The sequence below is a fragment of the Streptomyces sp. DH10 genome, from assembly GCF_029813805.1.
GTDB lineage: Bacteria > Actinomycetota > Actinomycetes > Streptomycetales > Streptomycetaceae > Streptomyces > Streptomyces coeruleofuscus.
This window is the reverse complement of record NZ_JARVKU010000002.1, coordinates 15,381-29,089: the sequence shown is the minus strand read 5'-3', so window position 1 is coordinate 29,089 and position 13,709 is coordinate 15,381. Positions and strand designations below refer to the sequence as shown.

The window sequence follows — 13,709 nt, the reverse complement described above, 5'->3', positions numbered from 1 at the left end:
CCTGCGCTATCCCACACGTCATGTCTCCGTAACCATCGATTCAGACGGGCTTGCGAGGCTCGGCCAATGACTCCCGCCGTGCCAGAGCCTTCACCGCCCCGAGAGGGGCCTGAGGGGAACGGGAACACTCATGTGACGCCCCCGCTCCCGCCCGCGCTTTCCGACGCGCCCGTGATGCTCGCGGCGCGGAAGAATGGGTCCATGAGCCAGCCGAACACCCAGGCACAGGTCCAGCACGCGCAGCCCTCCGTGGGCTCCATAGCAGCCCACCGGCCGCACACCATCGCGGCGGCCGTCTCCGACCTCGAACCCGACATCGACGCCGACCTCGACGCGTACGAGGAGTCGCCGTACGACGGGCCCCAGCTGCCACAGGGCCGTTTCCTCGACCGGGAGCGCAGCTGGCTCGCGTTCAACGAACGCGTTCTCGAACTCGCCGAGGACCCGAACACGCCCCTGCTGGAGCGGGCCAACTTCCTCGCGATCTTCGCCAGCAACCTGGACGAGTTCTTCATGGTCCGGGTGGCCGGACTGAAGCGCCGTATCGCCACCGGCGTGGCCACCCGCTCCGCCTCCGGCCTCCAGCCGCGCGAAGTGCTGGAGATGATCTGGGCCCGCTCCCGCGAGCTCATGGCCCGGCACGCCGCCTGCTACCACGAGGACGTCGCCCCCGCACTCGCGGAGGAGGGCATCCACCTGGTCCGCTGGAACGAGCTCCAGGAGAAGGAGCAGGCCCGCCTGTTCACCCTGTTCCGGCACCAGATCTTCCCCGTGCTGACCCCGCTGGCGGTCGACCCGGCCCACCCCTTCCCGTACATCTCCGGCCTGTCCCTGAACCTGGCCGTCGTCGTACGGAACCCGGTCACGGGCCACAAGCACTTCGCCCGCGTCAAGGTGCCGCCGCTGCTGTCCCGCTTCCTGGAGAGCTCACCGGGCCGCTACGTCCCCATCGAGGACGTCATCGCCGCCCACCTGGAGGAGCTGTTCCCGGGCATGGAGGTGCTGGAGCACCACGCCTTCCGCCTCACCCGGAACGAGGACCTGGAGGTCGAGGAGGACGACGCCGAGAACCTGCTCCAGGCCCTGGAGAAGGAGCTCATGCGGCGCCGCTTCGGGCCGCCGGTGCGCCTGGAGGTCGAGGAGTCCATCGACCGCGAGGTCCTGGACCTGCTCGTCCGGGAGCTGAAGATCAGCGAGGCCGAGGTGTACCCGCTGCCGGGCCCGCTGGACCTCACGGGCCTGTTCCGGATCGCCTCCCTGGACCGGCCGGAGCTGAAGTACCGCAAGTTCGTCGCCGGCACCCACCGCGACCTCGCCGAGGTCGAGTCGGCGTCCGCGCCGGACATCTTCGCCGCCCTGCGCGAACGGGACGTCCTGCTGCACCACCCGTACGACTCGTTCTCCACCTCCGTCCAGGCCTTCCTGGAGCAGGCGGCCGGCGACCCGGACGTCCTGGCGATCAAGCAGACCCTGTACCGGACCTCGGGCGACTCCCCCATAGTCGACGCCCTGATCGAGGCCGCCGAGACCGGCAAGCAGGTCCTGGTCCTGGTCGAGATCAAGGCCCGCTTCGACGAGCACGCCAACATCAAGTGGGCGCGCAAGCTGGAGGAGGCCGGCTGCCACGTGGTCTACGGCCTGGTCGGCCTGAAGACCCACTGCAAGCTGTCGCTGGTGGTCCGCCAGGAGGGTGAGACGCTCCGCCGCTACAGCCACGTCGGCACCGGCAACTACCATCCGAAGACGGCCCGCCTCTACGAGGACCTCGGCCTGCTCACGGCCGACCCGCAGGTCGGCGCGGACCTCTCGGACCTCTTCAACCGCCTCTCCGGCTACTCCCGCCGCGAGACCTACCGCCGCCTCCTGGTCGCCCCCAAGTCGCTGCGCGACGGACTGGTCTCCCGGATCACCAAGGAGATCCAGCACCACCGCGCCGGACGGCCCGCGTACGTCCGCATCAAGGTCAACTCGATGGTCGACGAGGCCGTCATCGACGCCTGCTACCGCGCGGCCCAGGCGGGCGTGCCGGTGGACGTGTGGGTGCGCGGCATCTGCGCGCTGCGCCCGGGCGTTACGGGCCTGTCGGAGAACATCCGGGTCCGCTCCATCCTCGGCCGCTTCCTCGAGCACTCACGCGTGTTCGCCTTCGGCAACGGCGGCGAGCCCGAGATCTGGTTCGGCAGCGCCGACATGATGCACCGCAACCTCGACCGCCGGATAGAGGCCCTGGTCCGGGTCACCGACCCGGCCCACCGGGCGGCCCTGAACCGGCTGCTGGAGACCGGCATGTCCGACGGCACCGCCTCCTGGCACCTCGGCCCGGACGGCGAGTGGACCCGGCATGCGACCGACGCGGACGGCCAGCCCCTGCGCAACGTCCAGGAGATGCTCATAGACGCCCGGAGGCGCCGGCGTGGCACAGCGACACCTTGACCCGACGGACCCCATGGCCGGCCCTGCCCCCACCGGGGACGCCCTCGCGGGCTACCTGAGGGCCCAGGCCACGGAGTTCCTCCGCGCGCTGCGCCTGCACCGGGAGACCGGTTCCATGGCGAACGGCGCGGAGGGATCCGTCGACGCGGCCCGCGCGCTGCGCCGCTCGGCCCGCCGCATCAGCGCCAGCCTGCACACGTTCCAGTCCCTCCTCGACACGGACTGGTGCGAGGGAATGCGCCCCGAACTGGCCTGGGTCTCGGGCACCTTGGCGATGGAGCACGCGTACACGGCCCGCTTGGAGCGCCTGCTGAGCGCCTTGCACCGCTTGTCGGGCTCCACGGCGTTGCCGGCCCAGGTGGGTGCTGAAGCCGCCCCGGCTGCGGGCGGTCGTGCCGCTGGGGCGGCGCCCGTCCCACAGAGGGCGGCACCCCGCGACACCGGACTGCGCAACCCCCCGGCCCCGGCACAAGAACGCGGCAACCTCACAGTAGGAGCAGCAAAAGCAGGCGCCCTACTCGACCGCCAGCTCACACTCGCCCGCACCCGGGCCCACTCCACGGCCCTGCAAGCCCTCGGCTCCAGCCGCTTCCACGCCATCGCGGACAAGGTCGCCGTCCTGGCCAGCGAGGTCCCCCTGACCCGATCCGCGGCCACCACGGACCTCCGCCCCCTCGCCTCCGCCGCGAAGGACCGCCTCACCGACGCCGTAACCGCCCTCCCCCTCGTCACCGCGGGCCACCCGTACAACGCCGCCGCACTCGTCCACGGCCTGTCCCCGGACACGGTCCCGCACCCGCAGGACGCCCCCTGGCACCAGGTCCGCCTGCTCCTGCGCCTGCACCGCTACGCCCGCGAAGCGGTCCGCGGCGAACCCGACGGCACCTCCGTCGTGGACCTGCGCCTGCTCTCCGCCGGCCAGGCCCTCAACCGCCACCGCGACGCCTCGGAGGCGTCGGCAGCGGCGGCCCAGGCGGCCCGGACCCCCCGTATCGCCCCGGCCACCGCGTACGCCCTCGGCGTGCTCCACGCCGACCAGCGGCACGAGGTGGAGGCAGCACGCTTCGCGTTCCAGCAGGCCTGGCAGAAGGAGGCGGAGGCGGTGAGCACCCGGTGAGCTCCGGCTCCCCCGAGGACACCACCGTTCAGGCGGCCGGCTGCGTCCTGTGGCGCCGCTCCCCCGTCACCGGCGAGCTGGAGCTCTGCCTCGTACACCGGCCGAAATACGACGACTGGTCCTGGCCGAAGGGCAAGCTGAAGCGCGGCGAGGAGCCGCTCGCCGGCGCCCTGCGCGAGGTGGCCGAGGAGACGGGCTGCCGGGCCGAGCCGGGCGCCGAGCTGCCCACCCAGCACTACCTGGCGAACGGCCGCCCCAAGCGGGTCCGCTACTGGGCGGCCGAGGCGACGTCCTGCGCGTTCTCCCCGACGGACGAGGTGGACCGGGTGCTGTGGCTGACACCTTTCGCCGCCCGCGCCCGCCTCACCCAGCCCCACGACCGCACCTTGATCGACGCGCTGCTCGCCGTGCTGAACCCGCCACAACAGGCCGGAAGACCGGACTGAGCCCTTCCGGTACGGGAAGCGGAACCCGCACGTGCTCTCCCCGTAAGCATTCCGTGACCTAACCGCACCTTAGGCAGGGGTTCACCCCTCGTTCATGTGTGGCCATCGGCGCCTTCACCTGATCTGTCTAATTTCGGCCGTGCCAGATGCGAGCCGCGCCTGCTGTGCGCGGTCTCGTCCAGCGTCACCAGACTTCGCACGCCGCCGATTCAGGACGGCGGCTCCTGGAAGGAACTCAAGTGAAGCTTCAGCGCATGAACCGGCGGGCCCTCGCTCTCGGTGCTCTCGCCGTCTCCGGCGCCCTGGCCCTCACGGCGTGCGGCTCCGACGAGACCGGCAACCCGGGCGGAGGCTCTTCCAACGCCGCCGCGCCGAGCAACATCAAGTGTGACGACGCCTCGGGCCAGGTCCTCGCCGACGGCTCCTCCGCGCAGAAGAACGCGGTCGACGCCTGGGTGAAGCAGTTCTCGGCGGCCTGCCAGGTGGAGATCAACTACAAGGCCGGCGGTTCCGGTGCCGGTGTCACCGCGTTCACGCAGGGCCAGGTCCCCTGGGCCGGTTCGGACTCGGCCCTGAAGCCCGACGAGGTCGCGGCCTCCAAGAAGATCTGCTCCGGCGGCCAGGGCATCGACCTGCCGATGGTCGGCGGCCCGATCGCCGTCGGTTACAACGTCCCGGGCGTCGACAAGCTCGCCCTGGACTCCGCGACGATCGCCAAGATCTTCGACAGCAAGATCACCAAGTGGAACGACCCGGCGATCGCGAAGCTGAACCCCGACGCGAAGCTGCCCAACCTGAAGATCCAGGCGTTCCACCGCTCGGACGAGTCCGGCACCACGGACAACTTCACCAAGTACCTGATCGCCACCGCCAAGAAGGACTTCCCCTACGAGGGCGGCAAGGCCTGGCAGGCCAAGGGCGGCCAGTCCGCTCCGCAGTCCTCCGGTGTCGCCGCGCAGGTCAAGCAGACCGCCGGCGCGATCGGCTACTTCGAGCTGTCGTACGCCAAGGACGGAATCAAGACCGTCGCCATCGACACCGGCGCCGCCGAGCCGGTCGAGGCGACCGTCGACAACGCCACCAAGGCGATCTCCGAGGCCAAGGTCGTCGGCACCGGCAAGGACCTCGCGCTGGAGCTGAACTACGCGACCAAGGCCGACGGCGCCTACCCGATGGTCCTGGTGACGTACGAGATCGTCTGCGACAAGGGCAACAAGGCGGAGACCCTGCCCGCGGTCAAGGCGTTCCTGCGCTACGCGGCCTCGGAGGACGGCCAGAAGATCCTCGCCGAGAACGACTACGCGCCCATGCCCGAAGAGATCATCACCAAGGTTCGCACGACCGTCGAGAGCCTGAGCTGACCTGAGTGCGGTCCGGTCCCCAGCGGGACCGGACCGCACCGTCCGGTGCACCGCCGCCAAGGGCCGCACAGCACGTGCGGTTCCGCAGACCGGAGAACCCGATGGACACTACACAGATAGCTGACGCACCTCCCCCCACGCAGCCGCCCACCGCCGAGCAGAAGCGCGCGGCCCGTGGCGCCACCCGGCCCGGAGACCGGATCTTCCTCGGTCTGTCCCGTGGCTCGGGCATTCTGCTGCTGGTGATCATGGCCGCGATCGCGGGCTTCCTCACCTACCGCGCCGTCCTCGCCATCAGCAAGGACGACGGCAACTTCCTGACGACCTTCGAGTGGAACACCGGTGTCAACCCGCCGGTCTTCGGCATCGCGGTCCTGGCCTACGGCACGATCATTTCCTCGATCATCGCCATGGTCATCGCGGTCCCGGTCTCGGTCGCCATCGCGCTGTTCCTCACGCACTACGCCCCGCGCCGGCTGCGCGGCCCCATCGCCTATGTGATCGACCTGCTGGCCGCCGTGCCGTCGATCGTCTACGGCCTGTGGGGCGCCCTGGTCCTCGTCCCGTACATGACCGGCCTCTTCGGCTGGCTGGACGACTACCTCGGCTGGACCGGCATCTTCTCCTGGCAGAACGGCGCCCCGCGCTCCATGCTCACCGTGGGCATCCTGCTCGCGATCATGATCCTGCCGATCGTCACCAACGTGAGCCGCGAGGTCTTCCGCCAGGTCCCGCAGATGCACGAGGAGGCCGCCCTGGCGCTCGGCGCCACCCGCTGGGAAGTGATCCGCATGGCGGTCATCCCCTTCGGCCGCTCCGGCGTCATCTCCGCCTCGATGCTCGGCCTCGGCCGCGCCCTCGGCGAGACGATGGCCGTCGCCACCGTGCTCTCGCCCGACTTCCTGATCCACACCAGCCTGCTCGACCCGGGCGGCGGCACCTTCGCCCAGAACATCGCCAGCAAGTTCAGCGAGGCCAGCGAGTTCGGCCGTGACGCGCTGATCGCCTCCGGTCTGGTCCTGTTCGTCATCACCCTGCTGGTCAACGGCGCGGCCCGCGCGATCATCGCCCGCCGCAAGGAGTACTCGGGGGCCAACGCATGAGCACCACACCCTCCCTCGCCGCCAAGCGCCCCAGCACCCTGCGCGGCGGCCAGCTGCCCAAGTGGGCCCCGTGGGCCATCGCCGCCGGATCCGTCGCCCTCGGACTCGGCATCAGCGCCGCCGCCGGCCTGCACAGCAAGATCCAGTGGGCGCTGATCGCCGCGATCCTGCACGTCCTCGGTACGTACGTCATCGCGGCCCGGGTCGAGAACCGCCGCCAGGCCAAGGACCGCGTGGTCACCTCACTGGTGTGGGTCGCGTTCCTGCTCGCCGTGGTGCCGCTGGCCTCGCTGGTGTGGTCGACCGTCCAACGCGGCACGAAGGTCCTCGACGTCTACTTCCTGACCCACTCGATGGGCGTGGTCACCGACGCGGAGACGGGCGGCGGCATCTACCACGCCATTCTCGGCACGCTGCAGCAGGTCGGCCTCGCGACGCTGATCGCCGCGCCGGTCGGCGTGCTCACCGCGATCTACCTGGTGGAGTACGGGCGCGGCAACCTCGCTCGGGCCGTCACCTTCTTCGTCGACGTCATGACCGGCATCCCGTCGATCGTCGCCGGCCTGTTCATCCTCAGCCTCATGCTGATGTTCGACATGCAGCCCTTCGGCTTCGCCGGGTCACTCGCCCTGGCGATCCTGATGATGCCGGTCGTCGTCCGCTCCACGGAGGAGATGCTCAAGCTCGTCCCGAACGAGCTGCGCGAAGCCTCTCTCGCGCTCGGCGTGCCCAAGTGGCGCACCATCCTCAAGGTGGTCCTGCCGACCTCGCTCGGCGGCATCACCACCGGCATCATGCTGTCCATCGCCCGCATCGCCGGTGAGACCGCGCCCGTGCTGCTGCTGGTGTTCGGCAGCAAGTTCATCAACGCCAACCCCTTCGAGGGTGCTCAGGCGTCGCTCCCGCTGTACATCTACCAGCAGTACGGATCGGGCGAGGTCACGGCGTACGACCGCGCCTGGGCGGCGTCGCTCACCCTGATCGCCTTCGTGATGATCCTGAACCTGGTGGCCCGCGGTATCGCCCGCTGGAAGGCCCCGAAGACCGGTCGCTGACGCGGCCACAGCGACTGATCTGACTGTCTGGAAGTGAAGCAATCATGGCCAAGCGAATCGACGTAAGCGGACTGACCGCCTACTACGGCTCCCACAAGGCGATCGAGGACATCTCGATGACCGTCGAGCCGCGCTCGGTGACGGCGTTCATCGGCCCGTCCGGATGCGGCAAGTCGACGTTCCTGCGCACGCTGAACCGTATGCACGAGGTGACGTCCGGCGGCCGGGTCGAGGGCAAGGTGCTCCTCGACGACGAGGACCTCTACGGGTCGGGCATCGACCCGGTGTCCGTGCGCCGCGAGGTCGGCATGGTGTTCCAGCGCCCGAACCCCTTCCCCACGATGTCGATCTTCGACAACGTGGCGGCGGGCCTGCGCCTGAACGGCAACTACAAGAAGAGCGAGCTGAGCGACATCGTCGAGAAGTCGCTCAAGGGCGCGAACCTCTGGAACGAGGTCAAGGACCGCCTGAACAAGCCCGGCTCCGGCCTCTCCGGCGGCCAGCAGCAGCGTCTGTGCATCGCGCGGGCGATCGCGGTCGAGCCGAACGTCCTGCTCATGGACGAGCCCTGCTCCGCCCTCGACCCGATCTCCACCCTGGCGATCGAGGACCTGATCGGGGAACTGAAGGAGCGCTTCACGATCGTCATCGTGACGCACAACATGCAGCAGGCGGCGCGCGTCTCCGACCGCACGGCGTTCTTCAACCTGTCGGCGGTCGGCCAGCCCGGCAAGCTCATCGAGATCGACGACACGGAGCGCATCTTCTCCAACCCGTCGATCCAGGCCACGGAGGACTACATCTCCGGCCGCTTCGGCTGAGCCCGCCCCCGCCGAGACCCCTCGCGGTGCTGCATGGCGGTGCCACCGCGAGGCCGAAAAGGGCCCGCCCCTCTCCCAGGGGCGGGCCCGTTCGCGTACTCACTCGGCTGCGCCGGGCAGCGCCTACAGGAACGCCAGATTCACGATCCAGAACGACACCGCGGCCACCGCCGCCGCGGCCGGCATCGTGATGAACCACCCCAGGATGATGTTCTTGGCGACACCCCACCGCACGGCATTCACGCGCTTCGTCGCCCCGACCCCCATGATCGCCGACGTGATGACATGCGTCGTCGAAATCGGCGCCTTGAACAGGAACGCCGTGGTGAACATGATCGACGCCCCCGTCGTCTCCGCCGCGAACCCCTGCGGCGGATCCAGCTCGATGATCTTCCGCCCCAGCGTCCGCATGATCCGCCATCCACCGGCGTACGTCCCCAGCGACAGCATCACCGCACAGGCGATCTTCACCCACACCGGGATCGGATCGCCGTAGTCCTCGACATCCGCGATGACGAGCGCCATCACCACGATGCCCATCGTCTTCTGCGCGTCCTGAAGCCCGTGTCCCAGCGCCATACCGGCCGCCGAGACGGTCTGGGCTATCCGGAACCCCCGCTTGGCCTTGTGCGGGTTGGCCTTCCGGAAGATCCACATGATCGCGGTCATCACCAGGTAACCGGCCAGCAGACCGACCACCGGGGAGATGAACATGGGAATGACGACCTTTTCCAGCACTCCGTGCCAGTAGACCGTCGTGCCACCGGCGAGCGCCGCCCCGACCATGCCGCCGAACAGCGCGTGCGAGGAGGACGACGGCAGCCCGAAGTACCAGGTGATCAGGTTCCAGGTGATCGCACCCACCAGCGCGGCGAAGAGGATTCCCATCCCCTTCGACCCCACGGGCGTCTGGATCAGCCCCTCGCTGACGGTCTTGGCGACCCCGGAGCCCATGAACGCACCGGCGAGGTTCATCACCGCGGCCATGGCCAGCGCGGCCTTCGGCGTCAGCGCCCGCGTCGACACGGACGTGGCGATCGCGTTCGCCGAGTCGTGGAAACCGTTGGTGTACGTGAAGAAGAGCGCGACCCCGATGGTCACGACCAGAGCAAAGGTGTCCATGAAGAGGTCAGGACTCCTTGACGGCGATGGTCTCCACCGTGTTCGCCACGTGCTCGAACGCGTCCGCCGCTTCCTCCAGCACGTCCACGATCTGCTTCAGCTTGAGGACCTCCATGGCGTCGTACTTGCCGTTGAAGAGGTGCGCGAGCAGCTTGCGGTGGATCTGGTCGGCCTGGTTCTCCAGCCGGTTGACCTCGATCCAGTACTCGGTGAGGTTCTCCATCGTCCGCAGGTGCGGCATCGCCTCGGCCGTCAGTTCGGCCGCGCGCGCCAGTACCTCGATCTGCTGGTCGACGCCCTTGGGCAGTTCCTCGACGTTGTAGAGGACGACCAGGTCGACGGCCTCCTCCATGAAGTCCATGATGTCGTCGAGGGACGACGCGAGGGAGTAGATGTCCTCGCGGTCGAACGGCGTGATGAACGAGGAGTTCAGCTGGTGGAAGATCGCGTGCGTGGCGTCGTCACCTGCGTGTTCCGCTGCCCGCATACGCTCTGCGATCTCGGCCCGGGCGGAAGCGTCCGCCCCGAGCAGTTCCATGAGGAGTTTCGAGCCCGTGACGATGTTGTCCGCGGAGGCGGCGAACATGTCGTAGAAGCTCGTCTCCCTGGGGGTCAGACGAAAGCGCACGTGGGGTCCTCGGCTTGCTTGGGTTTCGGTCAGGCTGATGCTAGGCGCATCATCCGGCCACGGCTATCGGGCCGCCCACCAGTGTCGCCCATCGGGCACAGTGATGAGCACGGGGGCGGTCCAAGGGCCGTATACCCAGCAAAGTTCGATACCATATACCCAGTAGGGGTATCTGTCGGCTCACAGCCCACCAGGAGGACGCGATGACGGACGTGACCGACGTTACGAATGCCGGGGATGTCGCGGATGTCACCGCCGGAGCGGATGTCGTGACCGACCACGACCGTGGCGTGCACGGGTACCACAAGCAGAAGGACGAGCACCTCAAGCGCCTGCGCCGCATCGAGGGCCAGATCCGCGGCCTCCAGCGGATGGTCGACGAGGACGTCTACTGCATCGACATACTCACCCAGGTCTCCGCCTCCACCAAGGCCCTTCAGTCCTTCGCCCTGCAACTGCTGGAGGAGCACCTGCGCCACTGCGTGGCCGACGCCGCCGGCAAGGGCGGTGACGAGATCGACGCGAAGGTGAAGGAGGCGACCCAGGCGATCGCCCGCATGCTGCGGACGTGAGCCGGGCTCAGTCCGCGCGGGCGCCCCGCTCCTCGGCCACTTTCAGCACCTCGTCGATGCTCTCCAGGCTGAGCCGGTCCTCGTCGGCGGCCGAGGCCGCGATGATCAGCTCTCCGCACAGCTCGATCTCGGCGAGGGCCACGTGGTCCTGAACTGCCGTACCGCCGACCGGAGCCACGTGCATCACCTCATCTCTGCCGTTACCGACTTCCTAGAGTAGGGAGCGGCATACACACCGCGCATGGCACGGACGGGCTAGTTCACGCCGGTCACTCCTCGGCGATCTTGCCCGCGTAGATGTCGTCGGCATCCGGCAGCCGTACGCGCGCCGGGGCCCCGAAATCGTAGAGCAACGTGACCGAGGCGACGGCCACGGGGCTCTTCTGCTGCCCGCCCACGAAGCTGAACCGGTGCCGGACCTTGCGGATCCGCCCCTCGTCGTCGAGGTAGACGTCGAACGGCACTTCGGCGGTGGCGAACCCTTTCGCCGCCGCCTTCAAAGCCTCCTTGTTGCCCTCGGAGGCCTTCTTCGCGGCAGCGCCGAGATCCGCCGTCCCCCGGTAGTGCCGCACGCCGGTGCCCGCGACCTCGGTCCTGCCCACGAACTTCGCCGACCGCGTCCCGCGCAGCACCTCGGCCGCCGCGAACGGATCGGTGGCCCCGCCGGTGACGAGGTTCCCGTCGGACAAGGTCCGGATGTCCACCCGCACCCACTTGTCCGGGGGCACACCGGCGCCCCGGTTCTTCATGAAGAGCGCTCCCGGCGCGAGCAGTTCGGTGATGGGCCGGCGCCCGGTGGCGCCCGCGGGATCCTGCGGCAGCAGCACCCTCAGCCGCCCCATCCGCTTCCGGTAGTCGTAGACCCCCGCGCCCCGGATGGTCACCCGGGTCCCGCCGGCGGCCATCTCCATCGACGTACGGGCCTTCGAACTCCCCGCCTCCACCAGCCGGTCCGCGGCCCGGTGCAGCTCGACGACCGCGTCCCCGGCCACCGCGTCACCGCCCGCGCACCCGCCGGCTCCCAGCCCCACCCCGGCCATGACCCCGGCCGCGACGACCGCCGCACCCGTCCGCCTGTGCCGTCGTTCCCGCTGCCGCCCAGTCATCGCCTGCCTACCCCCAGCCGGTACGTCCGTCACGGGCCCCCTTGTTGTTCCGGTTAACGACCGGTATGTGCCCCCGTCACGCGAGCCGCGGGAGCCGGCATACGAAGCCTTTACCCGCGCTGGGTAACGTGGTCGTCGTGGCGCAGCAGGACGGGCTGGAGGCTCCCCCCAACCTCCCCGAACACCGCACGACGACAAAGGAGAAGGGCCACTTCTGCATGGCCCACTGCACCTGCGGCTGGCGCGGCCCGGCCAGAAGAGCGAGAAGCCAGGCGCGCACGGACGCGGAAAGACACGTGGCCGGCTGACGCGGTAGTGCTGCGTCGACGCCGTCCCCATGGAACCCTCACCCCCACCACCCCGTCTCCCACGACGGAACCACCGGGAGGCCCCATGGAACGGCGCACATTCCTCGCGGTCGGCACGGCGGGCATCGCCGCGGCCGCGACCCCCCTCACCACCGCCTGCACGCATTCGGACACCCGCTCCAGGGCCACGACCACCACGCACGCCGCCACCACGAGAACCGTCACCGCCGCCAACTGGTCCGCCCTCGCCCGCGACCTCGACGGCCCCCTCGTCCGCCCGGGCGACACCGCCTGGGCGACGGCCCGGCAGCTCTACAACACCCGTTTCGACACCCTCAAGCCCGCCGCGGTCGCGTACGTGTCCCACCAGGACGACATCCGCACCGCCCTGGCCTACGCCCGCGCCCACGCCCTGCGCGTGGCGATCCGCAACGGCGGCCACTCCTACGCCGGCTGGTCCTCCGGCGACGGCCGCCTGATCATCGACGTCTCGAAACTCAACCGCGTCCGGGCCTCCGGCGACACCGCGGTGATCGGCGCCGGCGCCAAACTCATCGACGTCTACCGCGCGCTGGCCGCGAAGGGCGTCACGATCCCCGCCGGCTCCTGCCCCACCGTCGGCGTCTCCGGCCTCACCCTCGGCGGCGGACACGGCGTGGTCTCCCGCGCCTACGGCCTGACCTGCGACAGCCTCACCCGGGCCACGCTGATCACGGCGGACGGCAAGCAGCTCACCGCCGACGCCCGCGAGCACAAGGACCTCTTCTGGGCCCTGCGCGGCGCCGGCAACGGCAACTTCGGCGTGGTGACGGAACTGCACTTCAAGACCCACCCGGCCCCGCAGGGCGTCTCGGCATACATGTCCTGGCCCTGGTCGAAGGCGGCCGCGGTGGTGAAGGCCTGGCAGGAGTGGGGCCCGTCCCAGCCGGACGAGATCTGGTCGTCCCTCCACCTGGCGAGCGCCGCCGGCGGCAGGCCGACCGTCTCCGTCGCGGCCTTCTCCCTCGGCACCTACGGCGAACTCCAGAACGCGGTCGACCGCCTCGCCGACCGCGTCGGCGCCCCGGCGAGCAACGTCTCCCTGCGGCGCCGCTCGTACGAGGAGTCGATGGAGGTCTACGCCGGCTGCTCCTCGTTCCCGACGGACGCCCAGTGCCATCTGCCCGGCTCGACTCCGGGCCGCTCCCCGAAGGGCGCGCTGGGCCGCGAGACGTACGCCGCGGCGTCGGACTTCTTCGACCGCTCCCTGTCCGCGGCCGGTATCCGCACGCTGCTGTCCCAGATCGGGTCGGTACGCGGCGGCACGGGCAGCATCGCGCTCACCGCCCTGGGCGGAGCGGTGAACCGTGTCTCCCCGACCTCCACGGCCTTCGTCCACCGCCGATCCCGCATGCTGGCCCAGTACATCGCCTCCTGGCGCCCGGGCACGACGGGCTCCACGGCCCGCTCCTGGCTCACCTCGGCCCACAAGTCCATGCGCCCCCACGCCTCAGGCGCGGCCTACCAGAACTACACGGACCCGACCCTGACCGACTGGCGCAAGGCGTACTACGGCGACGCGGCAACCCGCCTGACAAAACTGAAGAAGCAATACGACCCGACCCGCTTCTTCACGTACCCGCAGGCGCTCTAGGACC

13 protein-coding genes are annotated in these 13,709 nt (G+C 69.7%); 9 read left to right on the top strand and 4 right to left on the bottom strand.

The genetic code is table 11. From position 1 onward, the window contains the following. Positions 1 to 66: 66 nt before the first annotated feature. The 7 genes from QC385_RS03625 to pstB all read left to right on the top strand — a co-directional run bounded on the left by QC385_RS03625 (position 67) and on the right by pstB (position 8,336). Complete coding sequence (locus QC385_RS03625; protein ID WP_279539796.1) at positions 67 to 2,433, top strand: RNA degradosome polyphosphate kinase; 2,367 nt, start codon at positions 67 to 69, stop codon at positions 2,431 to 2,433. Then, entirely contained in the window at positions 2,414 to 3,550 is a 1,137-nt protein-coding gene (locus QC385_RS03620; RefSeq protein WP_279539795.1) for a CHAD domain-containing protein, read from the top strand. Before QC385_RS03625 ends, QC385_RS03620 begins: the two co-directional genes overlap by 20 nt. Beyond that, the gene (locus QC385_RS03615; RefSeq protein WP_279539794.1) at positions 3,547 to 3,996 is read left to right on the top strand and encodes an NUDIX hydrolase; all 450 of its coding nucleotides are present in this window, start codon (positions 3,547 to 3,549) and stop codon (positions 3,994 to 3,996) included. The genes QC385_RS03620 and QC385_RS03615 overlap by 4 nt, the downstream gene beginning before the upstream one ends. A gap of 239 nt (positions 3,997 to 4,235) precedes the next feature. After that, the gene (pstS, locus tag QC385_RS03610; protein WP_279539793.1) at positions 4,236 to 5,357 is read left to right on the top strand and encodes a phosphate ABC transporter substrate-binding protein PstS; all 1,122 of its coding nucleotides are present in this window, start codon (positions 4,236 to 4,238) and stop codon (positions 5,355 to 5,357) included. 101 nt (positions 5,358 to 5,458) lie between these two features. After that, complete coding sequence (gene pstC / locus QC385_RS03605; protein WP_279539792.1) at positions 5,459 to 6,460, top strand: phosphate ABC transporter permease subunit PstC; 1,002 nt, start codon at positions 5,459 to 5,461, stop codon at positions 6,458 to 6,460. Then, entirely contained in the window at positions 6,457 to 7,515 is a 1,059-nt protein-coding gene (pstA, locus tag QC385_RS03600) for a phosphate ABC transporter permease PstA (protein WP_279539791.1), read from the top strand. The genes pstC and pstA overlap by 4 nt, the downstream gene beginning before the upstream one ends. Positions 7,516 to 7,559: 44 nt before the next feature. Next, complete coding sequence (gene pstB, locus QC385_RS03595) at positions 7,560 to 8,336, top strand: phosphate ABC transporter ATP-binding protein PstB (protein ID WP_279539790.1); 777 nt, start codon at positions 7,560 to 7,562, stop codon at positions 8,334 to 8,336. Positions 8,337 to 8,459: 123 nt separating this feature from the next. Here pstB and QC385_RS03590 read toward each other — a convergent pair whose 3' ends face one another. Beyond that, the gene (locus tag QC385_RS03590) at positions 8,460 to 9,458 is read right to left on the bottom strand and encodes an inorganic phosphate transporter (RefSeq protein ID WP_279539789.1); all 999 of its coding nucleotides are present in this window, start codon (positions 9,456 to 9,458) and stop codon (positions 8,460 to 8,462) included. A gap of 7 nt (positions 9,459 to 9,465) precedes the next feature. Further along, positions 9,466 to 10,086: a DUF47 domain-containing protein gene (locus QC385_RS03585; RefSeq protein ID WP_059418711.1), complete on the bottom strand. Its 621-nt coding sequence runs from the start codon at positions 10,084 to 10,086 to the stop codon at positions 9,466 to 9,468. A 203-nt stretch (positions 10,087 to 10,289) separates the two neighbouring features. Here QC385_RS03585 and QC385_RS03580 point away from each other — a divergent pair, with 203 nt between their 5' ends. Further along, positions 10,290 to 10,658: a metal-sensitive transcriptional regulator gene (locus tag QC385_RS03580; RefSeq protein ID WP_279539788.1), complete on the top strand. Its 369-nt coding sequence runs from the start codon at positions 10,290 to 10,292 to the stop codon at positions 10,656 to 10,658. A 7-nt stretch (positions 10,659 to 10,665) separates the two neighbouring features. Here the strand turns inward: QC385_RS03580 and QC385_RS03575 are convergent, their stop codons facing one another. Together QC385_RS03575 and QC385_RS03570 are read right to left on the bottom strand one after the other, a co-directional pair. After that, a complete protein-coding gene (locus tag QC385_RS03575) occupies positions 10,666 to 10,836 on the bottom strand; it encodes a hypothetical protein (RefSeq protein WP_279540369.1) in 171 nt (56 codons plus the stop codon). A gap of 91 nt (positions 10,837 to 10,927) precedes the next feature. Then, positions 10,928 to 11,764, bottom strand: coding sequence for a hypothetical protein (locus QC385_RS03570; RefSeq protein ID WP_279539787.1), 837 nt, complete (start codon positions 11,762 to 11,764; stop codon positions 10,928 to 10,930). 393 nt (positions 11,765 to 12,157) lie between these two features. On the opposite strand from QC385_RS03570, the gene QC385_RS03560 reads away from it, so the two are divergent. Then, positions 12,158 to 13,705 carry an FAD-binding oxidoreductase gene (locus tag QC385_RS03560; protein ID WP_279539785.1) on the top strand — a complete coding sequence of 516 codons (1,548 nt, stop codon included), beginning with the start codon at positions 12,158 to 12,160 and terminating at the stop codon, positions 13,703 to 13,705. Positions 13,706 to 13,709 lie beyond the last annotated feature (4 nt).

Bases quoted from the DNA above. Each gene is read 5' to 3' on its own strand.
- QC385_RS03625 (WP_279539796.1), top strand. From the start codon at position 67: ATGACTCCCGCCGTGCCAGAGCCTTCACCGCCCCGAGAGGGGCCTGAG.
- pstC (WP_279539792.1), top strand. From the start codon at position 5,459: ATGGACACTACACAGATAGCTGACGCACCTCCCCCCACGCAGCCGCCC.
- pstA (WP_279539791.1), top strand. From the start codon at position 6,457: ATGAGCACCACACCCTCCCTCGCCGCCAAGCGCCCCAGCACCCTGCGC.
- pstB (WP_279539790.1), top strand. From the start codon at position 7,560: ATGGCCAAGCGAATCGACGTAAGCGGACTGACCGCCTACTACGGCTCC.
- QC385_RS03590 (WP_279539789.1), bottom strand. From the start codon at position 9,458: ATGGACACCTTTGCTCTGGTCGTGACCATCGGGGTCGCGCTCTTCTTC.
- QC385_RS03580 (WP_279539788.1), top strand. From the start codon at position 10,290: ATGACGGACGTGACCGACGTTACGAATGCCGGGGATGTCGCGGATGTC.
- QC385_RS03570 (WP_279539787.1), bottom strand. From the start codon at position 11,764: ATGACTGGGCGGCAGCGGGAACGACGGCACAGGCGGACGGGTGCGGCG.
- QC385_RS03560 (WP_279539785.1), top strand. From the start codon at position 12,158: ATGGAACGGCGCACATTCCTCGCGGTCGGCACGGCGGGCATCGCCGCG.